Source organism: Duganella flavida (assembly GCF_009857445.1).
Taxonomy (GTDB): domain Bacteria; phylum Pseudomonadota; class Gammaproteobacteria; order Burkholderiales; family Burkholderiaceae_D; genus Rugamonas; species Rugamonas flavida.
Window position 1 is genome coordinate 91472 of sequence record NZ_WWCN01000017.1, and the last position, 23632, is coordinate 115103.

Sequence of the window (23632 nt, forward strand, 5' to 3'; positions counted from 1 at the left end):
TGCTGCTATGCTTTTCAGCAGAAAGCGGCCAGCCCATGCGACTTATCATCCCGACATTTTTACTGCTGGCGACTTGTCTGCGCACGGCCGTGGCCGCGCCGCTGACGATCATCACCGAGCACTCCCCGCCCGCCAGCATGCGCGGGCCGGACGGCGTCATTACCGGCCGCGCCACCGATAAAATCCGTGAAATGATGACGCGCACCGGCACCGAGTACACACTCGACCTGCTGCCCTGGAAGCGCGCTTTTTTGATGGCGCAAACGCATGGCCAGACCTGCCTGTATTCGACCTCGCGCACGCCGGACCGCGAAACGATGTTCAAATGGGTAGGCCCCACCGACGAGGCCGAATGGCAGTTCTGGGGCCGCGCCGACCACAGCTTCCCGCTCAACACGCTGGATGACGCGCGCAAGCTGCGCATCGGCACCTACCTGGGCGATGCGCGCGACGAGTACCTGCGCAGCCGCGGCTTCAATGTGGAAGCCGTCAGCAACGATCTGGTGAATCCGCAAAAGCTGCTGCTCAACCGCATCGACCTGTGGGCAGTGGCGATCCGCAACGGCGCCTCTTATCCCGGCCATCCAGACTGGTCGGACAAGGTGGTGCCGTTGATGGTGTTTCATCGCGTGAAGGTCTACCTCGCCTGCAACCCGTCGGTGCCGGATGAGCAAATCGACAAGCTCAATGCCGCACTGGCCGAGATGCGGCGCGATGGCACCCTCACGCGCATCGACCGCAAATACGACCAGGCCGCCAAATAACGCCGTTCAGCGCAGCGCCACCACCGTGGTATCGGCCGGCAGCTGGGCCGTCATCGGCAGGCGCTCGTAGTTGCTGATGCTCAGATCATCGCCCTCGTTGGCAAAGGCGATGCGGGTGCCGGCATGGGTGACAAACTGGCCCGACGCCACCGGGAAAATTTCCACTTTCTGCTCACCCTTGATTTGCGCGTAGTAGCGCGCGGCTGTCTGCGTGAACGTCAGCTTCTCGCCATTGCTCAGCGCGTAGGTGTACAGGTATTCCTGGAAATCCTGCGGCTTGAACTTGAAATCAGCGGCACTTGGCGCGCTGATTTTCACGCTTTCGTTGTCCGGGTCGGCGGCATGGGCCACGGCGATGATCGACAATGCGGCGGCAACCGCCACCCGCAACAGAGTGGTTTTCATGATGGTCTCCTGATGTTAAAGGTTCAGCGGCGCGCCATGACAACCGTGTTGGCAGGCAGATTACCGGCCGTCGACAGTTTTTCAAAATTGCTGATGCCGACGGTATCGCCTTTTTCACGGAACTCGATGCGGGCGCCGCGCTCGGTAACAAAGGCTGTCGGCGAGACGGCATAAATCCGTTCGCGGTCACCATCGCCCAGCTGGGTGTAGTACTGGTTCATGCGCGCGCTGAAAGTGACTTTCTGGCCATCTTCCAGCAAGTAGGTATTTTTAAAATCGTGGAAGTCCGCTTCCTGCAAATGGTAGCGCTGCGGCGTAGCGGTCTTGTTAATCTTGACGCTGAGATCATCAGCATGGGCGATGGTGAGGGACGACAGGGCGAGTGCGGCCACGACGCCAGCAAGGATCGTTTTCATGGAGTGCTCCGTTAAGTTGTAGTGAATTGCCGGGAGCCACCGCTGTCACTTTCAATGCAGCGGTAGACGTGACTAGGTTAGCAAAGCGCTACGTAAAGATCTTGCGCATGCGACGAGCCGTCAAAGCACGCGCACCAGCTGCAAAAAAACCGGCATAGACGGTGTATGGATGGGATGTGTTGCGCGTTGCGCCTTTTTGTGGGGGCGACGTGATACAAAAGCCGCCGCTGCGGCTATAGTTGCGCATTGAATGCATTGCCGTACGGCAGCATTTAATACCCTTCGGCCGCGCCCCACCCTGCGCGCCGGTTATAGCGGCCCCGGCTGCTGCGCCCCATCCTCGCGCCCGGCCCCGGCAGCATGCCCTCTGGATGGCGCGTCATGTTCACCTTGCATAAACTTCAATCTGCCCTGCGTAACAACTATGTGCGCGCCGCCCTGTTGGCCTTGACGGTCAGCCTGGCCATCTTGTTAGGCCTGCGCGCCGAGGTGCCGCAGGACAGCACTCCGGTGCTGCGCTCGCAGGATATTGCCCTGGTCACTGCCCTGCCGTCGCGCCGCGCGCAACTGGAATACCTGCTGGTGGCGGCGCCACAATCAGAGGCGCCGCGTTACATCTTCAAGTTCAAGCAGGACGACAAGCTGTACGTCGTCAAAGTGCCGGGCACCACGCACCTGAGCCTGGAACGCGAAGTCCTGCTGCGCAATAACATCCCCTACGCCATCGCCCGCGACGACTATCTCGCCTCGCACAAGGCGGTAATGCAAGATGACGACGACAACAAGCTGGCGCGTGTGCTCGGTTTCCTGAGCCGCCATGTGATCGATATTTTGCTGGTAGGTCTGGCGCTATTCCTGCTCAAGCAAGCCCTGCCCGGCATGGGCGTGAGCGCCACCGTGCTGACGCCGGACCAGCTGGGCGGCAGCATGGATGACCTGATCGGCATGGAAGACATCAAACAGGAAGTGCTGCACCTGGAAGACATGATACGCAACCGCGCCCTCTACAAAGAGCACGCCATCGACAAGCCGTTCAACGTCATGCTGACCGGACCGGCCGGCACCGGCAAGACCAAGCTGGCCGGCTACCTCGCCAAGCGGCTGGATATTCCGCTGATCCAGGCGTCGGCGTCGGCGCTGGAATCGGGCTACGTCGGCGGCGGCTCGAAGGCACTGCATGCGCTGTACCGCAAGGCTTGTGCGCGTGGCAAGTGCATCATCTTCCTCGACGAAGCGCAGGGCCTGTTCATGCCGCGCGGCCGTGGTGAAAAGAAATGGGAAGACGATACCGCCAACACCCTGCTGGGCTTGCTCGACGGCGTGCGTAGCGACAAGGGCGAAGGCGTGATCTGGGTAGTGGCCTCCAACTTCGACGAGGCCTCCACGCGCATGGACGAAGCCATGCTGCGGCGCTTCTCGGTCAAGATCAACTTCCGCTTGCCGAACAAGGCTGAGCGGCGCGAGCTGCTGCGCTCCTTCCTGGCACGCAAGGCCGACGGCTGCGTCGACTGGGACGATTTACAGCTAGACCATGTGGCCGAGATCACGGCCAACCTCAGCCCTGCGGTACTACAAACCGTGGTGGAACGCGCCAGCATGCTGGCGATTCAGGAAAACAAAATCATCAACACCGAGCTGATGTTCCGCGCCTTCGAACGCGCCACCATCGGCCTGACCGACCGCGCCACCACGGCGGAAAAAACCCGCCAGCGCGAGCGCGTCGCCTTGCACGAGCTGGGCCACTTCTTCATGCAAATCGATCCGTGGCTGCGCGAAGGTTTATCGCTGGCGGAAGTGAAGGAGCGCTCGCCGCTGCTGAAGATATCGACCGAGTCGGTGTCCAAGCTGGGCGCGCTGGGCTATGTGCTGTCGGCCTCGGATGACGTGGCCTTGCGCACGCTGGAAGAACTGGAACGCGACGTGATCCAGCTGTACGGCGGCGTCGCAGCGGAAGAACTGTTCTACGGCCCGCGCGGCATTTCAGTGGGCAGCCAGAACGACATCGAGAAAGCCACCTCCATGCTGGACCTGATGGTCAACAAACTGTCGATGTACTCACGCTCGAAAATCGACCACAGCCATTTCAAAGGAAAAGAAGCCGGCCTCGACCAAGTCCAAGCCAAAGCCGATGAACTCTACAGCTACACGCTAAAAGCCATCGCCGACTACCGCGAACCGATCGAACAACTGAAAGGCGTGCTGATGGACCAATACGTGCTCTCCAAAGACGCCATCTTCGCGCTACTGGAGCAGCAAAAACTCAAGGACTGAGGGTGCGGACAAAAAACAGGAGCGACTGCGGGGCGAGTAGCGCGATGAGTACCCACATCAATATTTCAACGCGCTTCAAACGCATATCCATTTTTTCGACCTTTTGCTCCAGCGCTGCAATGCGATGCTCAAGCGCTTCCACACGCCGCTCAAGTGCTTCTACACGCCGCTCAAGTACTTCGATTCGCCGTTCAAGCGCCTCGACGCGCCTCTCAAGTGTCTCAACACGCTTTTCCAGCGCATCCACCCTGTCTACGAGCGCTTTGACCCGCTCTTCCAGGATAGCGACTTTCGTAATCAGCACTGCTACGTCTTTGCGTAACTCCAGCAACTGCCCGCTATGGTGGTTGAGCACGCCGTTATGCTTGTCCTTGACCAGCATCTTCAGCTCGCCAACCTGCTCCTCCAGCGCCTCCACCCGCTCGACCAGTTCCATGACTGCCTCCATGCGTAGAGCGTCCATTATCCGCTCACGCCGGCCCCGTCACGATTGATCTAAGTCACACTTTCATCGGCAGGATCACCATCTGCAAACCCTCCAGATGCAAGCGGCGTTGCGCGGCCAATGCCGCCTGATTGTGTAGCAGGCGCGTGAACCAGTTGTCAGATGCGAAGATCAGTTTGCTGGTGAAGAAAATCGCATGTGGGAATTCGCTGCTGATTTCTTCGCACAGCCGTGTCACCTCCTCCACCGCATCGGTGCCGAAGCCCAGGTACGATGAAGCCGCCATGCGGTGGCTGTGACAGAAGTCCACGAAGAACTCCAGCGTCTCCGCCGCCTCGGTGCGCATCTGCTCCAGCGCGCCTTCGCCGCCGTAGGCATGCGAATCCACCGTGCGCGCATTCACGAACAAGAAATTCTTGAAGTGATTCGGGAACATGCGCTGCACCCACAGCAGCGCATGCAAACCGCCGCCGCGCGAGGTACCAACAATGAACACCGCCGTCTGCTCATCGGGATTCGGCTCCACCGGCTCCGTGTTCGAACCAAACGGCTGGCTGGCGAACACCTCGTCCACCGAATGAATCGCTTCCTTGGTCTCGCGGTAGTGGCGGCGAACGTAGATGCAGAACGCCGCCATCACCGCAATGATGGCCGCCGTCGCCCAGCCGCCATCAGCAAACTTCTCGATCAGCAGCACCACCAGAATGCTGGCGCAAATCACAAAGCCAATCGCCGACAACAGCCAGCGCCGCTTCCACTGCGTGCCCCTCTTGCGATTGCGCGACCAGTACAGCACCAGCCCGAACAGAGAAATCGCAAACGTCAGAAACACCGAAATCGAATACAGCACCACCAGCAAGGTGACGCTACCGCCAGTCCACCACAGAATGGCCAGCGCGGCGAAGCCCATCACCAGAATGCCGTTCTGCGTCACCAGCCGCGTCGACAGATAGCGGAATTTGTGCGGCACCCAGGAATCGGCCGCCATGTTAGACAGCACCGATGGACCGCCAAGGAAGCCGGTATTCGCGGCCACAAACAGCAGGCCGGCCTCAAACGCCAGCACCACCACCAGCAGCATCTGGTTCACCACCTCGCCACCCAGGCCCATGCTGGCGATGATGGTCTTGAAGGTCGACGCATTCAACGTCTCGCCCGGCACCGGCTGTGCATCCCACAGCAAATACAGCAAGATGATGCCGCCCGCCGTGAACGCCAGCGACAAAGCCATGTACAGCATCGTCACCTTACCGGTGCGCACGCGCGGCTCGGCCAACAGGTTGACGTTGTTGGACACTGCCTCCAGCCCGGTGTACGTACCGCCGCCCTGCGAATACGCCAGCAGCAGCATGCCCGCGACGCCGACCCAGCCGATATGGCTGGCCAGTTCGCTGGTCTCGGCCAGCGTGTTCGGCACCAGCTCCGGCAGATGGGAGGCGTGGGCGAAAATGCCATAAACGATTAATACCAAATGCGTGACCACAAAGCCGAGGAAGATCGGCAGCAGGATCTGGATCGCCTCCTTCAGGCCGCGCAGGTTCATCACAATCAGCAGCCCGATGAAAAACACCTCGGCCCATAGCTTGTAGGGCTGGAAACCGAGCGGCAGGAACGAGGCCAGCGCATCGACGCCGGAGGCGATGGAAATGGCAATCGTCAGCACATAATCGAGGATCAGCGCGCAGCCGGAGATCAGGCCGAGATACGGCCCCACCAGCTTGCTCGCCACGCGGTAGCCACCGCCACCGGTCGGGAACAACTCGATCACCTGGTTGTAGGCCAGCGCAATGATGAACACCGTGGCCGCCGTGGCAATCGCCATGTACAGGCCAAGATGGGTATGGCCGCCCAGTGCGCGGAAAGTTTCTTCAGGACCGTAGGCGGAGGACGACAGGCCGTCCGCACCGAGGCCGACCCAGGCCAGGAAAGCCACCAGCGCCATCGAATGGCGCGTCTCGCTCTTCATCGGGTCGAGCGGTTTTCCAAGGATAATCTCGCGAATCTTATTATTTTTCATGCGTCTCTAGGCCGGTGTGGGCCGGCAAAGTCTGGCGGTAAGCAAGATGATACCTGCTTCGCCCGGGCAGAAATACTTATGAAATTGTAAAAATTGGAGAGAGACTTGCGGCGTGGTGCCAAATCGGTGATAATACTGGTCGCATTGCAATACACCTGCCTCGGTGGTGGAATTGGTAGACGCAGCGGACTCAAAATCCGCCGCCGCAAGGCGTGCCGGTTCGATTCCGGCCCGGGGCACCAGGGTATTGCAAGGAATAAGGTATAGACGAGGATGCTCAATTATACCGATTCACATCAAGTCATTTGACCAAATTTGACCAGCTCTACGGGGCTCAAATTAGGTTTCACAACCAAAAACTATTTTGGTATATCGGGATATCTCTCGATGCTTGCTACTGGCCCTTGGCCTTGGTACATTGCATGCTATGTACAGCAACACATACGACCACCACCATATCCGCAAAGCGATCTCCGTCGCGACTACTTGCACTGCGATCTACCTCGCAGCTACGCTGTCTGCATTTCTGGTCTTAAGTTGGTTTATCTTGTTCGGTGCCAGCATCCTTAGCTTCGTATGCGTTGCGATTGTTTACGTTTTCGTCTTCCAACTTTGGAAGAAAGCGGTAGATGAAGTGGGCGCGTTTCGCAGAATTAAATTAGACACGTCCCGTCCGCAGCCACTGCCAGCATCCTCTTTCATTAGCGCTGATCGACGCACCTTCGAACGCCCCCCTCGCAAAACTCCATAGAACCGCCCAACCGCACCGCTAGGTGCATTGACAGTTTGAGACTAGCCCGCAAACCAGGCTAGCTATGGAGAAGCCTATGTCACAGCCAACCACGTTGGATCTCGTACTACAAATCTCGCAGGGTGCGTTACTCGTACCGCTTAAGAAAACCGCCGCCATCCTTGGCTTAGAAACACAGACAGTTAGAAACCGCCTTTGTGAAAAGCGATTTCAACTTGACCCGGTTAAGATCGGGAGCCGCAACTTTTTCCGCGTCAGCGATATCGCACAACTGATTGACGCCTCCGCGATGAAGGAATCAACACCGACGCGAGGACGCCCTCGAAAATCATCGAAGGTGGCCAAATGACCGCTGCGAACAGTAGGCAAAAAAAGACGATGCGAATTATTCAAATCAGCGAACTTGCAAGCACAGCGGGTAGCTGTGGCGCTGATTGCTGCGTCCTCTACTGTACAAAATCAGCAGCGTTATGGAACTCCTGGAGATATCACATGCGACCGTTTACCGGATGGTGGCGAACGGCGAACTAGAGTTAATTAAACTCAGCACTAGAGCAAGTCGGATCACATCAGCCAGCGTCGCGCGCGTTCTTGCAGATCGCACCAACAAACGCTAAACTAAACTCCATGTTTGCGACAAAAATCCTCGGCGAAAGGAATCTTACCGGGGACACAAGGGAAGCTGACGGTATTTTTGACGGTACATTTGACGGTATCTAATAGAGGGCCAATAACGACGGGCGTCGTTTCAAATAACGATTCCGGCCCGGGCACCAGAACACCTGAAAAAAGCACAGAGATCCTCTGTGCTTTTTTCATTTCTGCGCCGCGTTTTCCTGATTTCTCTCACAATAGGCTGTCTTACTCGGCCCACCATGAACGCTTACTCATGCCCAAGGTGCGATCATGTCCACTCCTTTCGACAGTCATCAACATGCCAAACGCCTGATGGAAGCCGGCGTGCAGCCTGCCCTGGCAGAAATTCAAGCAGAAACCAACGGTCAGCTATTTAACGAACTGGGCCAGCTATCCAACAAACTGCAAGAAGTTGAGGTCCGGGGCAACACAAAAATTGAGCAGGTCAAGCTTGAACTCGAAGTCAACATTGCGGAAACCCGGACCGAGCTGGTGCGATGGGTCGTCGGCATCGCCATATTGCAATCGTCATTGCTGACTGGCTTCATGCTGAGACTGATTCACTAGCGCTTATTACTGAATGAAACCAAGCAGGGCCGGGATGGTTTGCTGTGGGGCTTCTTCCATCACCCAGTGGCCGGAACCCTGGATGACTTTGCCGTCCACATTATCGGCCACCAGCTTGACCTGGTTGATCAGGAACTCGCCACCCGATTTTTCACCAGCCAGCACCAGCACCGGAATGGTCAGCTTGGTTTTGCCCAGTTCAGCAAAGCGCTCGGCGTCTTGCGGGAAGGTCTTGAAGTATTCGAAGCCGGCGTGGATGCCGCCCGGTTGCGCATACGCTTTTGCATACAGCTTGCGGTCCGCTTCCGGAATCGAGTGGTTGCGGTCAGCGGCGAAGTCGTTCCAAAAGTGTTCGAAGTAGGTGCGCTCGCGGCCTTTTACCAGCTGCTCCGGCGTGTTGCCGAAGAAGTGGAAGTGCCACAGGTCGCGCAGCAGGAACATGTCTTTCCAGTTGCCGATGCCAGGCAGGAAGGCGTCCATCAGCGCCAGCTTCTGCGTGTCTTGCGGATATTGCGCGGCGTAGGCGTACGCCACCATCAAGCCGATATCGTGACCGACCACGGTAGCCGGTTCATCGCTCACGGTTTTGACCAGTTCGTGAATGTCCTTGGCCATATTGGCTTTTTCGTAGCCATCCGCAGCCTTGGCCGATGCGCCGGCGCCGCGCAGGTCGGGCACGATCACGGTATGGGTCTTGGCCAGCTCGGCCATGATGGGACGCCACATGTAGCCGGTTTGGGTGTAGCCGTGCAGCAGGACCACAGGCGTGCCTTTGCCGCCGACCTGGTAGTGAATCTGCGTGCCATTCACCTGCGCGACTTTATCGGTATAGCCGCTTGGTGCGGCTGCTTGGGCTAACGATGCGCCGGCCAGTGCCGTTGCGAACATGAAACCTTTAATTGCCTTGTTCATTTTGTGCTCCTCAGGTAAGGGTTGATGAACACAGTATGGTCTTCAGATTACCCATCCGGTAGTCGCTAATCAGCGCCTACAGTTTCAACCATTAGTATCAGTAACATTTGCTTACTTAGGAAACACTTTTTGCGTCACCGGCGGCCCTCCCCCGCTCGTTATATGGGCAAGCGCCACTGATGGCGATATTCAGGAGAGAACAAAATGGAACGCACCCGCATTCATCCCATGATGGCAGTTGCCGCCGCTTCGGTAACCTTGGTAAGCCTGGTTGGCGCAGCGTCGATTGCTGGCTTGCTGCCGGATTCGAAAGCCACCACCGCCCCTGCCGCGATGCCAACACCGCTGGTCGCCAGCGCAGCGCCGGTCAATGCCCCAGTGCTAGCGCCTGAACCACGCCGCGTGGTCGAGCATCGCACTGTGGTGCATCACACCGCCGCGCCGCAGCCGCAGGTCGTGCAGACGCAAGCTCCTGCTCCAGCGCCTGCTCCGCAAAACAGCGTAGTCGGCATCGGCCTTGGTGCAGTGGTGGGTGGTTTGCTGGGCAACCAGGTGGGTAGCGGTAATGGCCGCAAGCTGGCGACGATTGCCGGTGCGGTCGGCGGCGGTTACGTCGGCAACGAGATCGCCAAGCGCAACCAGCAATAAGCCTTAAAAAGCACGGGCGACGTTGAGCACTACTTGATGGCGCATCACGCCAGCGCCGCCCGTGACATTGCCGTAGATATCCGTACTGGTTCCACCGCGCAGCCGCACCAGATCGAGCGACACCTGCGCCCGCCATTCCCGATGCGAACTGGCCAGTCCGATGCGTGCCTCAGCGCGGTTGGAGCGCGCATTATCGAGCGAGTAGTAATAGCCGCCATGCCAGAACGCCTGCAGGCGCGAAGCCAGCGCCCAGCCGCCATTCAGCTCGCCGTACAGCGAGCGTTCGCCCATGCCTAAGTAGTCCGGTGAATAATGCAAGCGCGCGCTGATGCTGTCGCCAGCCAGGCCGATAAACGCTTCGTGAAAATTCCAGTTGGGCCTGCGCGGAAAATCATAGGCCGTCACACCGGCCTCCCACGCCAGTCCGGAAGGCAGGCGCTGCGCATAGCCCGCGTAGCCGGTCCACTGCGCGCTACGATGCGTCTCCACCGCCAGCTGCCCCGTCACCACTTGCCCACCTGCGAACCAGCCGGCCGCGTCGTCATAGTTGAGGGCCAGCCGCGCGGCCGGCTTGTCGCTGCTGAGCGAGATGCCGCGATACAGATAGTTGGACAGGACGCCCGCGCTGCCGCTCAACTGCGCATGCGCATCAAGCGCCAGCAGCCAGGGCAAGATGCTCAGGGCGAGCGTGCGTATCGGCTGCTGGAACTGGGTTGGCACGCGCATGAACATTTTCCTGTAGTGCGGATGATGGTGGCACAAAGATCGATGCCGGTCAAAGCTGCGCTGCCTTCGCTCAGCACAATGCCGTCGCGTAGCTGGGCTGCGGGGAGTTGCGGCTTGAGTTCTTCGATCAGCGCCAGCATGCCGGAGACATGGGCCGCAGCATACGACGATCCAGCCACCATGCCCCAGCGCCCACCCGGCAGCGTGGTGGGGATATCGCGGCCCGGCGCCAGCAAGGCGCGCACACCGATGCGCGGCAGCGTGCCGTCCGCAGCCACTGCAAACACACCCGGCGTATTGGCCGGGAAGCCGCCATCCGGCCGCGCCGGATCAACCGCGCCAACCACACGGATGCCGCGCGCCTGCGCCGCTTCCACCAGTTGCTGCAACAGCCGGTCCTGCGGTCCGGACAAACTGAGGTTGATCACCTGCGCGCCGTTCAGCAAGGCGAAGTTAATGGCCTTGGCCAGCGTGAAACTGTTGCAGCGCGTGGCGCTGCCGCTTTGCCAGCAGGCGCGCAAGGCCATCAGCCGCGCATCCGGCGCTATACCTTCGATGCCGACACCATTGCCAGCGCGCGCGGCGATGACGCCTGCCACTGCGGTGCCGTGCAACTCGGCCACGTACTTCTGGCCGTCGACAAAGTTCTCTTCCACCGACACCTGCCCGGCCAGATCGGGATGGCTGCTTTCAACGCCGCTATCAACCACCGCCACCGTGACCTTGCGGCCGGTAGCGGCCTTGCGTACCTCCGCCAGTTGCCAGGGACCTGCGGCAGGCTGCATGCGGTACAGCGGATCGCTGCCTGCTTGTGCCGCGAAGTCCTGGATCAGCTGCGCCCATTCGATGCGGCGATCGCGCGCCATCGCCGCCAGCAACGGTGCGGCTTCCTGGCCGGCGGGCAGGCGCATACGGTAGCAATCGACGCTGAGCGCCGGCATGGCCCAGTCTTCCATCAGTTCCAGCTGGTAGTCTTGCGCCACTGCTGCGGCCATGCGCTGGCGTGCAGCACGGCCGGCGTCTTCGCGGTAGTTGGCGCCGCCGTAGTTATCGGCGCGGAAGTGCGGTGCGGGCAGGTGGAACATGACCAGGATTTCGGCGTTCTCCACCACCTTTGGCGCCTCGACTGCTGCAGGCGACCATGCGCCGCTTTGCGGCAAGTCCTGTCCCGATTGCGCCGCGGCGACGCCAGTGTACAGCCACAGGACTAACGCCAGCAATCGCATCATGGCTGGCCTGCGGCGGTGAGTGATTCGGCTAGCTCCACCGATGGGTGGGCGCGCAATGCAGCCAGCAATTGCGCCTGATGGCCGGCGTCCACGTCCAGAATATAGGCGCCGGTGACGGTTGGACCGCCGACGATTTGCGCGCCGTTTTCCTGCATCAGGCGCTGCACATCCTGCAAGCGTGCGTCTGGCTTGAAGACCACCAGCAAGTCCGGCGTGGCGGCGGCGCCATGTCCCAATGCCTGATAAGTTGGCGCGGCACCGCGCGGCAGCAGCTGCACCGCCAGCACGGCGATCACAGCGCATTGCGCTGCAATCGCCCAGCCTTGCCAGCCGCCGTCACCCAGCCAAGCACGCAGACGCTCGCCCCAGCCCCGAGGCGTGGGCGAGGAACGCGGCTGCGGGCGTGCCGCTTGCGGCGCGGCGGCGGTATCGGCAGCGCGAGCCGGGGCGGTGGCGGGTGTGGCATCCAATTGCGGCATCAAGCGCGCCAGTGCGCGTTCCGGATCGAGTCCGGCCGGTAGCGGGCCTTCCGTTTCCAGCAGCTTGCGCTGCCAGGCCAGGTCGGCGCGGCAGGCGGCGCACTGCTGCAGGTGCTCCTGCACGCGGCGCGCTTCCTCCGCCTCCAGCGAACCGGACGCGTACCACGGCAGCAATTCCTGCAATGCGTTGTGCGTGGTGATGTTGGTACTCATTGCATCTCTTCCCTATGAGCGGACAGCATGTCCTTGAGCTTGATCCGGGCGTGGAACATGCGCGTCTTGACCGTGTTGACCGGACACTCCATCGTCTCGGCAATCTCCTGGTAGGCCATGCCATGATAATAGGTCAGGCTGACCACCATGCGCTGCTCCAGCGGCAGCTGGTCCAGCGCCCGGCTCACGCCCTGCTGCAACTGGCGCGCCGCCATCGCGTGCTCAGGTTCCTGCGCGGCGTCGCCTGCCTGATCCTCCTGCGGCTCCAGCGGCACGTCCAATCCGCGCAAGGCCTTCAGTCCCTGGCGGTAGGCGATGGCGAAAATCCAGGTGGACAGCTTGCAGCTGCCATCAAACGTATCAGCCTTCTGCCACACCACCATCATGGTGTCGTTGATGATCTCTTCCACCAGCGGCACGTTGCGCGTCATGCGGTCCAAAAACCGCGCCAGCCGCGAAAAATAAGCGCGGTAAAGCTGCTGGAAGGCGAGCCGGTCCCCGCCGCGTATGCGCCGCAGCAAAGCCCCTTCATCCAATTCGTCCAACCCGCCCATCCTGCCGCCTATCCGCATGCATATTCTCCCCTGGTGCGGTGAATACGCGGTGCGCGAAAAAAGGTTCAACAAAAACGCAAAAATATTTAGCCCGCTAATTTTGAACCAACTTTTCGCGGGCGGCTATTGACCGCTACAACATTAACAGAATGCCCAGCAACCGTGCTTGCCTCAACCGCCTTCTGCGGCCCCGCCCTGCTATCTCCAGATCCGGGTGCCGTATTCCGTCTGCTCCTCGTAGCGCCCCTGCTCGAAGAATGGATTATGCGCGCTGGCTTGCACCACTGGCTGCTGCACCGGACCGCACCGGTGCCGGCGCTACTGGGCAGCGCTGCCGCCTTCAGCGCCCTGCACTTGGGCTCAGGTCTGACTGCGGCCGCGCTGGTGTTTGGGCCCGGCCTGTTATTCGGCGCGGCCTACCAGCGCTGGCGCGACTGGCGCGTGTGCGCGCTGTTGCATGGCTTGTGCAATGCGTTCGCCATCAGTGCATGTGGCGTCTAACCAGCTTTAACTTGATTGGAGAACCGATGAAAATGATACAACCGCCGCATCGCAGCGCGCTACTGGCCGCAGGACTGTGGGCCATGCTGGCGCTGGCGCCGGCCACGCAAGCTGCCGATGCGCTCAACGGCAAAAGCCTCTACCTGAACGGGCCCACGTCCGGCGGCACTACCTGCGCCTCCTGCCACGGCTCGACGCCGGCCAACAACGTCAACGGCATCCTGGCCGCCGCCAACAACCCTAGCGTGATTAGCAACGCCTTTGCTGCCAACCGTGGCGGCATGGGCTCCCTGTTCAACGGCAAATTCAGCGCCGCCGAAATCGCCGATCTTGCGGCCTTCATCGGCAACCCGAACGTGACGGCAGCACCGGCCGCCTCGCTAGCGCCGTCGGCCCTGTCGTTTGCCGGCACCACCGTCGGCCAGAATAGCACCGCGCTTTCGACCACGCTCACCAACAGCGGCAACGCGGTGCTGAATATCAGCGCCATCGCAGTCGGCGGCGCCAACGCTGGCGACTTCGCCATCAGCGGCGGCAGCTGCAATGCTGGTGGCACGGTCGCCGCTGGCGCCAACTGCACGGTGCAACTGGTGTTTCGCCCTACTGCCTCAGGCGCGCGCAGCGCCGCTTTGAATATCAGCCACAATGCCACTGGTGGTAGCAGCAGCGTCACGCTGGGCGGCACTGGCAACGCCGTGCCGGCAGCCACTATCGCCGTTTCGGCCACCGCGCTGGACTTCGGCGCGCTGGTGACTGGCAGCGCATCGCCGGCGCAAACCATCACCATCAACAATGCCGGCCAGGCTGCGCTGAACTTCAGTGGTATCTCGCTGTCCGGCGCTAACGCCGGCATCTTCACGCTGGGAGGCAGCTGTGCCGCTAGCGCACCGGTGGCGGCAGGCGGCAGCTGCACTGTCACAGTGATCGCGACGCCTACCGTCGCCGGCAGCTTTGCCGGCAGCTTGAACCTGGCCTCCAACGCCACCAACGGAGCAGTGGCCATCAGCCTTGCCGGCAATGCTAGCGCGCCTGCGCCTTCGTTGTCGGCCAATCCAAGCGCCGTTGCCTTCGGCACGCAGACCATAGCTGCGACCGCCACCACACAAAGCGTCAGCATCACCAATCGCGGCAACGTGCCGGTGGTGCTGGGCAGCGTCGCTGTCAGCGGCGCGCCATCCGTGACCATCGCCAGTGGTGGTTGCAGCGGTACGCTGGCCGTCGCGGCTAGCTGCAATGTAACGCTGTCGTTCGCACCAACTACGGAAGGCAATGTGAGCGCCACGCTGCTGCTGCGCTCCAATGCACCCGACCTGTCAGTGGGCGTGACCGGCGCCGGCACCTCGGCTACCGTCGCACGGCCGGTGCTGTCCGATAGCGCTCCAGTAGCTTTCACTGACACCCAAGTCGGCCAGCAAGCCGCCGTGCATCACACCACCTTGAGCAATAGCGGCAACGCGGCGCTCAAGATTACGTCGCTGGTACTGGGCGGCGCCAATCCGGGCGACTTCGCCCTGGCCGGTACGTGCGCAGTCGGCGGCACGGTGAGCCCTGGCGCCAACTGCACCATCGATACCAGCTTCAAGCCCACCGCAGCCGGCGCGCGCAGTGCCGACCTGCTGCTGATGACCGACGGCGGCGTACAATTCACCATGCGCCTCGGCGGCAACGGTATGGCAGTACCTAACACCACGCCAAGCTTGAGCACCAATCCGCAGTCGTTCGATTTTGGCAGCGCCATCGTCGGCGACACGGGTCCCGTCAAACGCTTCACGCTGACCAATACTGGCAGTGCAGCGCTGACCATCAATAGCGCCACCTTCAGCGGTCCCTACGCGATCGTCACCGACGCCACGGCCTGCGGCGCCTTCCCATTGACGCTGGCTGCCGGTGTTTCCTGCGACCTGCCGGTGCGCTTCTCGCCGACCGCAGCCGGTAGCGCCAATGGCAGCGTAAGCCTGCAAGCGGCTGGCGCCAGCTGGAGCATCGCCTTCAGCGGCCAAGGTAATGCCTCCGCGCCGTCGGCTGGGCAAACGCAAAACCGTGGTGGCGGCGGCTGCTCGTCAGTAAAAGATGGCAATGACCCGATGCTGGCCGTGCTGGTGGTACTGGCCGCCGCCGTGCTGCTGTGGCGCCGTCGCCAGGCGCGTGCAGCGGCAACAGCGGGCACGCTGGCCGCTATCGCTGCCTGCGCAGTGCTCACCATGCCGGCGCCGGCATCTGCACTGGAACCGGGCAAGCCGGCGCCGGCTTTCACGCTCAATGGCCCGGATGGTGCGGTCAAGCTGGATCAATATGCCGGCAAATTGGTGTACCTCGATTTTTGGGCCTCGTGGTGCGGCCCGTGCCGCCAGTCCTTCCCGTGGATGAACGAGATGCAGGCGCGCTACGGTAGCCAGGGCTTGCAAATCGTCGGCATCAACGTCGACGCCAAAGCGGAAGACGCGCGTGGCTTCCTCGCCGCCACGCCGGCCCGCTTCGTCATCGCCTTCGATCCAAACGGCAGTGCGCCGCGTACCTACGGTATCAAGGGCATGCCGAGCAGCGTGTTGATCGGCCCTGACGGCAAGGTGCTGTATGAGCACAGCGGCTTCCGCCCAGCCGACCGCGAAGCGCTGGAAAGCCGCATCAAGGCAGCGCTGGGAGCGGCCAAATGAAGGCCCGCACCCTGATCGTTTTGTGCAGTGTGGTGGCCAGCCTGTCCGGCTGCGCACTGCCGCCGGTGCAGCCGTGGGAAAAAGGCCAGCTGGCGCGCACCGACATGCTGCTGCAGGGCGACCCGCTCGGCGCCCGCTTCAATGAACACATCTACGCCAGCAAGGAAGCTGCCTCCGGCGGCAGCGCCGTTGGTGGCGGCGGCTGCGGCTGCAACTGACAAGGAACCACATGGATAACACCAAACAGCCCGCCGTCGGACAAGCTTTGCTGGCCGCCGCCATGCTGCTGCCCGGCCTCGCGCATGCGGAGGCGGCGCCGGAGCGCGGCGCCATCAGCGTCAAGTACCTGCATTACGAAGAAGACCAGGCGGGGCTTGACCGCATCAAGGTCAACGCACCATCGGTGTCGGTGATGGCGCCGATTGCCGGCGAATGGTCGATTGCGGCCAGCGCCACTACTGATGATGTCTCGGGTGCTTCGCCGCGCTATCACACGGCAGTTTCCGGCGCCTCGCGCATGTCCGACCTGCGCAAGGCGGGCGATGTCAGTGTCACACGCTACCTTCCGTATGGCACGGTAAGCGTGGGCGCGGCCTTCTCCACCGAGCATGACTACCGTTCGCGTGCCTTATCGCTGCAAGCCACCTTCGACAGCGACGACAAGAACACCACGTGGGCGCTGGGCGCCGGCGGTTCGGACGACAGCATCAATCCGGTCAACCACGTCGTCAATAACGAAGGCCGCCAGACGGTAAGCGTGCTGGCTGGCGTTACGCACGTCTTCACACCGCTCGACGTCGGCCAGTTGACGCTCACCCACAGCAGCGGGCATGGCTACTATTCCGACCCGTACAAGCTGGTCGACAACCGCCCACGCAAGCGCGACCAGGATACGCTGCAAGCGCAATGGAACCACCGCTGGCTGGCAGCCGACGCCACCAGCCGCCTGAGTTACCGTTACTACCGCGACAGCTTCGGCATCAGCGCACACACGCTGACGGGCGAATGGGTGCAGTCGCTGGCGAACGGCTGGACGCTTACACCCAACCTGCGCCTGTATTCGCAACGCGCCGCCGATTTCTATTTCGATCCGGTCTATGACGCCAAATTCGGCGCGCCGTTCCCACCCGGTTATGTATTCGGCGGAACGGCGTTCGCATCGGCGGACCAGCGCCTATCGGCATTTGGCGCTGTGACGGCGGGCCTGAAGATCGCCAAGCAAATCGACAATGACTGGAGCGTGGACGTGAAAGTAGAGCGCTACGAGCAGCGCGGCGCATGGCGCGTATTCGGCAAAGGCAGTCCGGGGCTGGATCCGCTGCGCGCCACCAGCCTGCAAATCGGTTTTACGCGACTATGGTAGAAGGCATTTACAGCGTCGTTTTCATTGCGATGGGTAGCCGCTGCGAGATCCGCATCGCAGCGGCCAATAGCGAAACGGCGCAGTGCCTGGCCGCGCGCGCTATCGACGAAGTGCGCCGCATTGAGAACAAATACTCACGCTATCGCAGTGACAGCGTGGTAAGCCGCATCAATGCCGCCGCCGGCCGCCATGCGGTTGAATGCGACAGGGAGACGATAGCGCTGCTGGCGTATGCCGACACGCTGCATAAGGCCAGCGAGGGACGTTTCGACATCACCTCCGGCGTGCTGCGCAAGGCGTGGAATTTTCGCGATGGCGTGCTGCCTGCACCCGAAACGCTGGCAGCCTTGTTGCCGCTGGTCGGCTGGGGCACAGTGGCGCGCAAACAGACCTCCGTGTTTCTGCCGCAGCCGGGCATGGAGCTGGACTTCGGCGGCTTTGGCAAGGAGTACGCCGTCGACCGCGCTGCGGAGGCGCTGGCCGAAACCGGCATCACGCACGCTTATGTGAATCTCGGCGGCGATATGCGCTTTCTCGGTCCCCGTCCCGATGGCTCGGCATGGGACATCGGCATCCAAGATCCGCGCGCACTGGAAACCACGGTGGCCAGCATTCCGGTCCGTCGGGGTGCGCTGGCCACCAGCGGCGATTACGAACGATTTATTGAAGTGGGCGGCAAGCGCTATTGCCACGTGCTCGATCCACGCAGCGGCATGCCGGTGTCGTACTGGCGTTCGGTCAGCGTGCTGGCGCCGCTGGCGATTACCGCCGGCAGCTGCACCACTACCGCCATGCTGCTCGAAGAGGAGGGACTCGATTTTCTCGAGCGCTCGGGCATGAGTTATCTGGCCGTCGATCATCAAGGCCAAATTTTTCGGAGAACGTTATGAAGTCTGTTTTTAAATGGCTGTGCGCTGCGATGCTGGCAGCCTGGCTGCCCTTTGTACTGGCGGATGATTTCCTGCCGCCGGAGCAGGCCTTTGTGCTAAAGGCGGAACTGCGCGATGCGCGCACTGTCGCCCTGCACTGGAGTATGCCGGCCGGGTATCACTTGTATCGCGAGCGCTTGTCGTTCACCGGTCCCGGCGTGGCGCAGCCGCAATTGCCAGCCGGGCAGCGCAAGTTCGATGAGAACTTCGGGAAGGAGATGGAGACCTATTACGACAAGCTGGAATTGCTGGTGCCAGTCAGCGGCAGCGCGCCGTTCGATTTGACCATCGGCTATCAGGGCTGCGCGGATGCGGGCCTGTGCTATCCGCCGGTGGCGCTGACCTATAGCGTTAATCCGGCAGCGCCGGGCGTGCTGACGGCGAAGACCGGCAGCGATGCCCCCGCAGCGGCGGCAACGGCAACGGCAACAGCGACGGCGGCGGAACACGAGGACGACACTTCACTGGCGCAGCGCACGCTGCAAAGCGGTAGCGCGTGGCGTATCGGCAGCGCCTTCCTGGTGTTTGGCCTGCTGCTGTCGTTCACGCCGTGCGTGCTGCCGATGGTGCCCATCCTGTCATCGATCATCGTCGGCGAAGGCAGTGTGACGCGCAAGCGTGGCTTGCTGCTGGCCGGTGCCTACAGCATCGGCATGGCGCTGGTCTACACCTCGCTCGGCGTAGCGGCGGGGCTGGCCGGTGAAGGCCTGGCGGGCGCGCTGCAAAAACCTTGGGTGCTGCTGACCTTTGGCGCGCTGCTGTTCGCACTGGCGCTGTCGATGTTCGACGTCTATCAGCTACAGCTGCCTAGCTCCCTGCAAAGCCGCCTGACCGAATCGAGTGGACGCCAGAGCGGCGGCAAGCTGCTTGGCGTGTTCGTCATGGGTGCGCTGTCGGCGTTGATCGTCGGCCCGTGCGTGGCTGGTCCGCTGGCCGGCGCCCTGCTCTACATCAGCCAGACCGGCAACGCCGCCACCGGCGGCTGGGCGCTGTTCTCGATGGCGACCGGCATGAGCGTGCCGCTGCTGCTCACCGGCCTGTCGGCAGGTAGCCTGCTGCCGCGCGCCGGCGGCTGGATGAACCATGTGAAAAAAGTCTTCGGCCTGCTGCTGATCGCTGTTGCGATCTGGATGATCAGCCCTGTGCTGCCGGTTACCGCCAGCATGGCGCTGTGGGGCGCATTCGCCATCCTGTGCGCGGTGTTCCTGCGTATTGGCGACAGCCTGCCGCAAGGCGCGGGCATCGGTGGCTACGCGAGCAAGGCGCTGGGCGTGGTAATGCTGCTGGGAGGTTTGTTTGAGTTGGTTGGTGCGGCCAGCTCGGGGACGGACGTGCTGCAACCGCTGGCGCACCTGCGTGCCCCGGTCGCTCAGGCCACAGCGCATGAAGGAACGCGCTTCACCCGCATCCGCACCGTGGCGGAACTGGACAAAGCGCTGGCCTCCGCCAGCAAGCCGGTCATGCTGGACTTTTACGCCGACTGGTGCGTGGCCTGCAAGGAGATGGAACGCATGACCTTCTGCGAAGGCCGCGTCGCCAGCACCATGCAGGGCATGCAGCTGCTGCAAGTCGACGTCACCGCCAACAGCGCCGACGACCGCGCGCTGATGAAGCGCTTCCAGCTCTTCGGCCCACCGGGCATCATCCTGTTCGACGCCAGCGGCAAGGAAGTGCCGCAGGCGCGCGTGATCGGCTTCATGCCGCCGGATGCTTTCGTGCGCCAGCTACAGCGCACTGCCAGCTGATTTAGTACTTGGCCGGCGCGTTAGGCGCCGGTGTCGCCGACTTGATGAAGTTGCGCAGGTCGTCGTTGGCGGTGGCCAGATCTTCCGAACGCAGATACATCATATGGCCGCTGCGGTAGCCCTCGAACGACAGGCGGTCTTTCAGCTTGCCACTCGGGTCCAGCTGCCACATGGTGTACTTGGCGTCGAAGTAGGTGCAGGCGCCGTCGTAGTAGCCGGACTGGATCAACACTTTCAGGTACGGGTTGGCCGCCATGGCGAGACGCAGGTTCTCGCCGGTCTTCTCGTTCTTGAAGTCCCACGGATGGACGTCGCCGAACAGGTTGTATTTGACGTCGGTCTTGTAGCCGAGATCATTGCGCAGGTACTGGTTGATGGCCGGCGTGAACGAGTGCAGCCACGAAGTCAGTTCGGCGTTGTAATCCACCTTGTCGCCGGAATCGGTCTTGTCGATGCCGAGGTAGCGCGAGTCCAGGCGGCCCACGGTCTTGCCCTGCTTGCGCAGCAGCTCTTTCCAGAACTGTTCCGGTTGCACCGCCAGGTTGTTCTGCACCACGTACTCCACCGACAAGCCGGAATAGCGCGCGATCTTGGCTGCAATCTGCGCTTTCTTCGCGGCGTCGATAAAGCCGCCCTTGGCCAGCGCCGGCAGCAGTTCGTCGGTGGTGAAGGCTTCCACTTCCGGCAGCACGTCTTTCAGGTCTTTGGCTTGCAGGTCGGCCGGCAGCACTTTCTGGTACCACGCGGTGGCCGCGTAATACGGCAGCTTCAAAGCATCATCCACCACGCCATCACGCTTCAGGCCCAGCTCCGTCGGCGATACCAGCACCACGCCGTTCACGTACATCCACTGCGCGTTTTGCAGTTCCAGCGCCAGGCCGGCCACGCGCGAGGTGCCATAGCTTTCGCCGACCAGATACTTCGGCGAAGTCCAGCGGCCTTCGCGCGAAACGAAGGTGCTCACCCACTCAGCCAGGTACTGGATGTCCGCATTCACACCGAAGAAGCGCGCGCGGTCACTCTTACCGTCCAGGATGCGCGAGAAGCCAGTGTTCACCGGATCGATATAAACAATATCGGCAACGTCGAGGATCGAATGCGGATTGTCCTTCACGCCGTAAGGCTGAATCGGATAACCTTCCGCATCCAGGTTCAATACTTTCGGGCCGGTGTAAGCGATGTGCATCCACACCGATGCTGAACCGGGGCCGCCGTTAAACGAGATCACCAGCGGACGCTTGCTCTTGTCGCTCACATCGCTGCGCTGGTAGTAGGTGTAGAACAGCGACGCCGACACCTTGCCATCCTTGTCCCACACCGGCTGCGTTCCCGCCGTGACTTTGTATGGAACCACCTTGCCCTTGATGGTGACCTGGCCGGTCTTGGTCACTTGTGAATCTGCTTTCAGCAAACGCTCGCTGGCCTGCAGTTCTGCGGCGCGTTCTTTGCTCAGTGCAGGCGCCTTGTCGGCGTCTTGTGCGAAGGCGGCGCTGGTGGCGACGGCCAACATCAATACGGCAAGCTTGAATTTCATGGCATCCCTCAAGATTGAAAGCAACTATAGTAGTGAGGAAGTTGTATGACGTCCAGTCAAGATAGCGCAAAAAACATGCTGTAGATCAATGTCAACATAATTTCCATCCGGCAAAATATGCGATAATGCCTTCCGCAATGCTAGGCGCCCAACAATCTTGCCGCTATGACCACGCAACACAACCACACACCCTACCTCGACCAGCTGAACGACGATCCGCACACCTTCTGGGAGTCGCGCATCAAGGCCAGCCGCTGGATGATCGCCAAGACGTTTGCGCTGGGCGCGCTAGCGGCCGCCCTCGGCGTGTTTGGGCAGGGCTGGCTGGAAGATGGCGCGCCGCTGCTGCCCATCATCAGCCAGAACTACGGCCTGTGGCAAACCGCCTATGTGCTGGCGCTGCTGCTGATTTTCCTGCTGTGGGCTGCCGCCATGCGGCAAAAAATCGGCCTGCTCCACAACAGCAAGCAAGGCCTGGCCACGCAATACCGCATCGATGAGCAGAATGCCCGCCGCGAAGAACGCACACGCGCCACCCGCGAACGCCGCGAGCAGCTGCGCGAGGAACGCGCCGAGCACACCATCTATCACAAGGCCGGCGGCCGCGTTAACAAGTTCGATTACTGATTCATTCGTCGCTCATTCGTAGCGCAGGCAATCCACCGGCAGCAGACGTGAAGCGCGCCGCGCCGGATAGAAGCCGAAGAACACGCCCACCAGGCTTGAGAATCCGCATGCCACGATCACCGCGCGCAGCGTGATGATGACATCGAATTTTCCGGTCGCCGTAATGCCCGCCGCCGCGCCGCTGGCAAGCATGATGCCGAAGATCCCGCCGACTAAACAGATCACCACCGCCTCCGTCAAAAACTGCAGCAGCACGTCGCGCGGCTTGGCGCCGATCGCCATGCGGATGCCGATTTCGCGCGTGCGCTCGGTCACCGACACCAGCATGATGTTCATGATGCCGATACCGCCCACCACCAGCGAAATCGCGCCGATCAAACCAAGCAGCAGCGCAATGCCGGCGCTGATCTTCTGCGCCGTCTCCGCGAACGACGCCAGGTTATCGATGCGGAAGTCGTCCGGCTGGTCAACCTTGATGTGGTGGCGGTCGCGCAGCGTTTCGTTGATGTCCTGGATCGCATCCTGCAGGTTGCCGCCGGATTTACCCTGCGCCACCACGTAGTGTACATTGCCGGGGAAGGCCATCTTCACCAGGCCCGCGGCAGCCGCCGTAATCGGCACGATGACGTACTCGCTCAGGTCACCGCCATCCACCTGCTTGCCTTCGCCATACAGCACGCCCACCACCTGGAACGACATATTCTCGATGCGGATGAACTGGCCCAGCGGGTCCTGCTTGTAAAAGAACTGGTCGGCGATCTTGCGGCCGATGACCACCATGCGCGCCGAGGCCCGCACGTCGGCGTCGCTGAAGGCGCTACCTTTGTCGATTTTCCAGCCGCGAATCTTGAACATGGACGGCGTCACGCCGTGGATGGTCTTGGTTGCGTTCTCGTTGCCTACCGCGAGGTTGAATCCACCTTGCAGCACTGGCGCGGCGCCGGCCAGCGACGGCAATTGGTCCAGCGCCATCGCATCGCGGATGGTCATGGTCGGCTGCGCGCCGTTGCGCATGCGCTGCTGCTGCGCGCGGTCACCGCCCGGTGAAATGAACAGCATATTGGTACCCAGCTGTTCCAGCTCCTTGGCGATGAAGCGCTTCATGCTGTCGCCCACCGCCAACAGCAGCACCACCGACGTGATGCCGATAATGATGCCCAGCATGGTCAGCAGCGTGCGCAAGCGGTTCGCCATCATCGAGCGAAACGCCTCCACTACGATCTGTAAAAAGTTCATATATCGTTTA

At 61.5% G+C, this 23632-nt stretch carries 24 protein-coding genes and 1 tRNA gene; 14 read left to right on the top strand and 11 right to left on the bottom strand.

What is annotated here, in order from left to right; genetic code table 11:
• Window positions 1-35 precede the first annotated feature (35 nt).
• Window positions 36-764, top strand: a complete 729-nt coding sequence (locus tag GTP46_RS23505) for a substrate-binding periplasmic protein (RefSeq protein ID WP_161009060.1) — start codon at window positions 36-38, stop codon at window positions 762-764.
• Window positions 765-770: 6 nt separating this feature from the next.
• Here GTP46_RS23505 and GTP46_RS23510 read toward each other — a convergent pair whose 3' ends face one another.
• Window positions 771-1169: a gel scht gene (locus GTP46_RS23510; protein WP_161009061.1), complete on the bottom strand. Its 399-nt coding sequence runs from the start codon at window positions 1167-1169 to the stop codon at window positions 771-773.
• A gap of 23 nt (window positions 1170-1192) precedes the next feature.
• A complete protein-coding gene (locus tag GTP46_RS23515) occupies window positions 1193-1585 on the bottom strand; it encodes a gel scht (protein WP_161009062.1) in 393 nt (130 codons plus the stop codon).
• 381 nt (window positions 1586-1966) lie between these two features.
• Here GTP46_RS23515 and GTP46_RS23520 point away from each other — a divergent pair, with 381 nt between their 5' ends.
• On the top strand, window positions 1967-3856 hold the full coding sequence (locus tag GTP46_RS23520; protein ID WP_161009063.1) for an AAA family ATPase: 1890 nt from the start codon (window positions 1967-1969) through the stop codon (window positions 3854-3856).
• Here the strand turns inward: GTP46_RS23520 and GTP46_RS23525 are convergent.
• The gene (locus GTP46_RS23525; RefSeq protein WP_161009064.1) at window positions 3846-4292 is read right to left on the bottom strand and encodes a hypothetical protein; all 447 of its coding nucleotides are present in this window, start codon (window positions 4290-4292) and stop codon (window positions 3846-3848) included. The genes GTP46_RS23520 and GTP46_RS23525 overlap by 11 nt on opposite strands.
• 64 nt (window positions 4293-4356) lie before the next feature.
• A complete protein-coding gene (locus tag GTP46_RS23530; RefSeq protein ID WP_161009065.1) occupies window positions 4357-6318 on the bottom strand; it encodes an APC family permease in 1962 nt (653 codons plus the stop codon).
• A 157-nt stretch (window positions 6319-6475) separates the two neighbouring features.
• On the opposite strand from GTP46_RS23530, the gene GTP46_RS23535 reads away from it, so the two are divergent.
• The 4 genes from GTP46_RS23535 (at window position 6476) to GTP46_RS23550 (ending at window position 8272) form a co-directional block, all read left to right on the top strand.
• A tRNA-Leu gene (locus tag GTP46_RS23535) sits at window positions 6476-6560 on the top strand.
• Window positions 6561-7145: 585 nt separating this feature from the next.
• A complete protein-coding gene (locus tag GTP46_RS23540; protein WP_161009066.1) occupies window positions 7146-7418 on the top strand; it encodes a helix-turn-helix domain-containing protein in 273 nt (90 codons plus the stop codon).
• An 85-nt stretch (window positions 7419-7503) separates the two neighbouring features.
• Window positions 7504-7686 (top strand): helix-turn-helix transcriptional regulator, encoded by a 183-nt coding sequence (locus tag GTP46_RS30415; RefSeq protein WP_371869735.1) that lies wholly within the window; start codon window positions 7504-7506, stop codon window positions 7684-7686.
• 289 nt (window positions 7687-7975) lie between these two features.
• Complete coding sequence (locus GTP46_RS23550) at window positions 7976-8272, top strand: hypothetical protein (RefSeq protein WP_161009068.1); 297 nt, start codon at window positions 7976-7978, stop codon at window positions 8270-8272.
• A 6-nt stretch (window positions 8273-8278) separates the two neighbouring features.
• On the opposite strand, the gene GTP46_RS23555 is transcribed toward GTP46_RS23550, so the two are convergent.
• Window positions 8279-9184 carry an alpha/beta fold hydrolase gene (locus GTP46_RS23555; RefSeq protein WP_161009069.1) on the bottom strand — a complete coding sequence of 302 codons (906 nt, stop codon included), beginning with the start codon at window positions 9182-9184 and terminating at the stop codon, window positions 8279-8281.
• Between the two features lie 204 nt (window positions 9185-9388).
• On the opposite strand from GTP46_RS23555, the gene GTP46_RS30215 reads away from it, so the two are divergent.
• On the top strand, window positions 9389-9832 hold the full coding sequence (locus tag GTP46_RS30215) for a glycine zipper 2TM domain-containing protein (RefSeq protein WP_161009070.1): 444 nt from the start codon (window positions 9389-9391) through the stop codon (window positions 9830-9832).
• A 3-nt stretch (window positions 9833-9835) separates the two neighbouring features.
• Here GTP46_RS30215 and GTP46_RS23565 read toward each other — a convergent pair whose 3' ends face one another.
• Genes GTP46_RS23565 through GTP46_RS23580 form a run of 4 tightly spaced genes read right to left on the bottom strand, consistent with a single transcriptional unit; the run spans window position 9836 to window position 13033 of the window.
• Window positions 9836-10558: a TorF family putative porin gene (locus GTP46_RS23565; RefSeq protein ID WP_161009071.1), complete on the bottom strand. Its 723-nt coding sequence runs from the start codon at window positions 10556-10558 to the stop codon at window positions 9836-9838.
• Window positions 10510-11787: a S8 family peptidase gene (locus GTP46_RS23570; RefSeq protein WP_161009072.1), complete on the bottom strand. Its 1278-nt coding sequence runs from the start codon at window positions 11785-11787 to the stop codon at window positions 10510-10512. The genes GTP46_RS23565 and GTP46_RS23570 overlap by 49 nt, the downstream gene beginning before the upstream one ends.
• The gene (locus GTP46_RS23575) at window positions 11784-12479 is read right to left on the bottom strand and encodes a zf-HC2 domain-containing protein (protein WP_161009073.1); all 696 of its coding nucleotides are present in this window, start codon (window positions 12477-12479) and stop codon (window positions 11784-11786) included. The genes GTP46_RS23570 and GTP46_RS23575 overlap by 4 nt, the downstream gene beginning before the upstream one ends.
• Window positions 12476-13033: an RNA polymerase sigma factor gene (locus GTP46_RS23580; protein WP_229259067.1), complete on the bottom strand. Its 558-nt coding sequence runs from the start codon at window positions 13031-13033 to the stop codon at window positions 12476-12478. Before GTP46_RS23580 ends, GTP46_RS23575 begins: the two co-directional genes overlap by 4 nt.
• Window positions 13034-13195: 162 nt before the next feature.
• Here GTP46_RS23580 and mrtJ point away from each other — a divergent pair, with 162 nt between their 5' ends.
• The 6 genes from mrtJ to dsbD are packed head-to-tail and all read left to right on the top strand — an operon-like array spanning window position 13196 to window position 20225.
• Window positions 13196-13534 (top strand): JDVT-CTERM system glutamic-type intramembrane protease MrtJ, encoded by a 339-nt coding sequence (mrtJ, locus tag GTP46_RS30120; protein WP_371869736.1) that lies wholly within the window; start codon window positions 13196-13198, stop codon window positions 13532-13534.
• 26 nt (window positions 13535-13560) lie between these two features.
• On the top strand, window positions 13561-16188 hold the full coding sequence (locus GTP46_RS23590; RefSeq protein WP_308495444.1) for a choice-of-anchor D domain-containing protein: 2628 nt from the start codon (window positions 13561-13563) through the stop codon (window positions 16186-16188).
• Complete coding sequence (locus GTP46_RS23600; RefSeq protein WP_161009076.1) at window positions 16185-16406, top strand: DUF4266 domain-containing protein; 222 nt, start codon at window positions 16185-16187, stop codon at window positions 16404-16406. The genes GTP46_RS23590 and GTP46_RS23600 overlap by 4 nt, the downstream gene beginning before the upstream one ends.
• 11 nt (window positions 16407-16417) lie before the next feature.
• On the top strand, window positions 16418-17551 hold the full coding sequence (locus GTP46_RS23605; protein ID WP_161009077.1) for a DUF3570 domain-containing protein: 1134 nt from the start codon (window positions 16418-16420) through the stop codon (window positions 17549-17551).
• Window positions 17545-18441, top strand: a complete 897-nt coding sequence (locus GTP46_RS23610; RefSeq protein WP_161009078.1) for an FAD:protein FMN transferase — start codon at window positions 17545-17547, stop codon at window positions 18439-18441. The genes GTP46_RS23605 and GTP46_RS23610 overlap by 7 nt, the downstream gene beginning before the upstream one ends.
• Complete coding sequence (gene dsbD / locus GTP46_RS23615) at window positions 18438-20225, top strand: protein-disulfide reductase DsbD (protein ID WP_161009079.1); 1788 nt, start codon at window positions 18438-18440, stop codon at window positions 20223-20225. Before GTP46_RS23610 ends, dsbD begins: the two co-directional genes overlap by 4 nt.
• Before the next feature lies 1 nt (window position 20226).
• Here dsbD and GTP46_RS23620 read toward each other — a convergent pair whose 3' ends face one another.
• On the bottom strand, window positions 20227-21759 hold the full coding sequence (locus GTP46_RS23620; RefSeq protein ID WP_161009080.1) for a S10 family peptidase: 1533 nt from the start codon (window positions 21757-21759) through the stop codon (window positions 20227-20229).
• 165 nt (window positions 21760-21924) lie between these two features.
• Here GTP46_RS23620 and GTP46_RS23625 point away from each other — a divergent pair, with 165 nt between their 5' ends.
• On the top strand, window positions 21925-22386 hold the full coding sequence (locus tag GTP46_RS23625; RefSeq protein ID WP_161009081.1) for a hypothetical protein: 462 nt from the start codon (window positions 21925-21927) through the stop codon (window positions 22384-22386).
• A 12-nt stretch (window positions 22387-22398) separates the two neighbouring features.
• Here GTP46_RS23625 and GTP46_RS23630 read toward each other — a convergent pair whose 3' ends face one another.
• On the bottom strand, window positions 22399-23622 hold the full coding sequence (locus GTP46_RS23630) for an ABC transporter permease (RefSeq protein WP_229259068.1): 1224 nt from the start codon (window positions 23620-23622) through the stop codon (window positions 22399-22401).
• Window positions 23623-23632: the final 10 nt, after the last annotated feature.

Excerpts from the sequence above, each read along its gene's own strand:
- GTP46_RS23605 (WP_161009077.1), top strand. The coding sequence starts at position 16,418 with ATGGATAACACCAAACAGCCCGCCGTCGGACAAGCTTTGCTGGCCGCC.
- GTP46_RS23525 (WP_161009064.1), bottom strand. The coding sequence starts at position 4,292 with ATGGAACTGGTCGAGCGGGTGGAGGCGCTGGAGGAGCAGGTTGGCGAG.
- GTP46_RS23555 (WP_161009069.1), bottom strand. The coding sequence starts at position 9,184 with ATGAACAAGGCAATTAAAGGTTTCATGTTCGCAACGGCACTGGCCGGC.
- GTP46_RS23570 (WP_161009072.1), bottom strand. The coding sequence starts at position 11,787 with ATGATGCGATTGCTGGCGTTAGTCCTGTGGCTGTACACTGGCGTCGCC.
- GTP46_RS23515 (WP_161009062.1), bottom strand. The coding sequence starts at position 1,585 with ATGAAAACGATCCTTGCTGGCGTCGTGGCCGCACTCGCCCTGTCGTCC.
- GTP46_RS23565 (WP_161009071.1), bottom strand. The coding sequence starts at position 10,558 with ATGCGCGTGCCAACCCAGTTCCAGCAGCCGATACGCACGCTCGCCCTG.
- GTP46_RS23620 (WP_161009080.1), bottom strand. The coding sequence starts at position 21,759 with ATGAAATTCAAGCTTGCCGTATTGATGTTGGCCGTCGCCACCAGCGCC.
- GTP46_RS23625 (WP_161009081.1), top strand. The coding sequence starts at position 21,925 with ATGACCACGCAACACAACCACACACCCTACCTCGACCAGCTGAACGAC.
- GTP46_RS23600 (WP_161009076.1), top strand. The coding sequence starts at position 16,185 with ATGAAGGCCCGCACCCTGATCGTTTTGTGCAGTGTGGTGGCCAGCCTG.
- GTP46_RS23575 (WP_161009073.1), bottom strand. The coding sequence starts at position 12,479 with ATGAGTACCAACATCACCACGCACAACGCATTGCAGGAATTGCTGCCG.
- GTP46_RS23510 (WP_161009061.1), bottom strand. The coding sequence starts at position 1,169 with ATGAAAACCACTCTGTTGCGGGTGGCGGTTGCCGCCGCATTGTCGATC.
- GTP46_RS23580 (WP_229259067.1), bottom strand. The coding sequence starts at position 13,033 with ATGGGCGGGTTGGACGAATTGGATGAAGGGGCTTTGCTGCGGCGCATA.
- dsbD (WP_161009079.1), top strand. The coding sequence starts at position 18,438 with ATGAAGTCTGTTTTTAAATGGCTGTGCGCTGCGATGCTGGCAGCCTGG.
- GTP46_RS23520 (WP_161009063.1), top strand. The coding sequence starts at position 1,967 with ATGTTCACCTTGCATAAACTTCAATCTGCCCTGCGTAACAACTATGTG.
- GTP46_RS23630 (WP_229259068.1), bottom strand. The coding sequence starts at position 23,622 with ATGAACTTTTTACAGATCGTAGTGGAGGCGTTTCGCTCGATGATGGCG.
- GTP46_RS23530 (WP_161009065.1), bottom strand. The coding sequence starts at position 6,318 with ATGAAAAATAATAAGATTCGCGAGATTATCCTTGGAAAACCGCTCGAC.
- GTP46_RS30215 (WP_161009070.1), top strand. The coding sequence starts at position 9,389 with ATGGAACGCACCCGCATTCATCCCATGATGGCAGTTGCCGCCGCTTCG.
- GTP46_RS23505 (WP_161009060.1), top strand. The coding sequence starts at position 36 with ATGCGACTTATCATCCCGACATTTTTACTGCTGGCGACTTGTCTGCGC.
- GTP46_RS23610 (WP_161009078.1), top strand. The coding sequence starts at position 17,545 with ATGGTAGAAGGCATTTACAGCGTCGTTTTCATTGCGATGGGTAGCCGC.
- GTP46_RS23550 (WP_161009068.1), top strand. The coding sequence starts at position 7,976 with ATGTCCACTCCTTTCGACAGTCATCAACATGCCAAACGCCTGATGGAA.
- GTP46_RS23540 (WP_161009066.1), top strand. The coding sequence starts at position 7,146 with ATGTCACAGCCAACCACGTTGGATCTCGTACTACAAATCTCGCAGGGT.
- GTP46_RS23590 (WP_308495444.1), top strand. The coding sequence starts at position 13,561 with ATGAAAATGATACAACCGCCGCATCGCAGCGCGCTACTGGCCGCAGGA.